The sequence below is a fragment of the Bradyrhizobium sp. TM233 genome (genome assembly GCF_036247965.1).
In the GTDB taxonomy this organism is placed as follows: Bacteria; Pseudomonadota; Alphaproteobacteria; order Rhizobiales; family Xanthobacteraceae; genus Bradyrhizobium; species Bradyrhizobium ottawaense.
On the sequence record NZ_BTIG01000277.1, the window covers coordinates 1 to 571 of the forward strand.

The 571-nt window shown below is 42.0% G+C and carries 1 protein-coding gene; it reads right to left on the minus strand.

Annotation, left to right across the window (positions count from 1 at the left end):
- On the minus strand, positions 1–571 hold a 571-nt coding region (locus tag AABA86_RS34335), incomplete at both ends, for a hypothetical protein (RefSeq protein WP_338309901.1).

A 571-nucleotide genomic window follows, 5' to 3' on the forward strand; every position in this document is an offset into this window, starting at 1 on the left:
AACCTTTTAAACATACTAAGCGGCATCAAGTTGATACTCGCCCCTTGGTCACACAAGGCTTCTACCACAGTTAACCCCTCTATCTCCACCGGAATAGTAAAGCTCCCGGGATCTCTCCTCTTTTTAGGCATCTTCCTTTGCAAAATGGCACTACACTCTTCGGTCATCAAGATAGTTTCATCGACCTCACTCAACTTCCTTCTCTTACTGAGGATATCTTTCATGAACTTAGCATAGATTGGCATTTGCTCCAAGGCTTCGGAGAAAGGAATGTTAATGTGAAGCTTCTTAAAAACCTCTAAGAACTTAGAAAATTGTTTATCCAAATTTTTCTTCACCAAAGCCTTGGGAAATGGAATCTTGCGGATCTTAGGGATGTGAGTGTTTACAACCCTAGTCCTAGTGGGCTCTCTAGCTCTTTCCTCCACAACACCCTCATCTCTTTCTACCTCAGCTTCCTCATTTTTCTCTCCCTCAACTTTTTTCTCTGGCTCTTGTAACACCCTTCCACTCCTAGTAGAAACAACAGCAGTATTTTCTTGCTCGGTTAAAGTTAAAGTTTCAGAAGAGA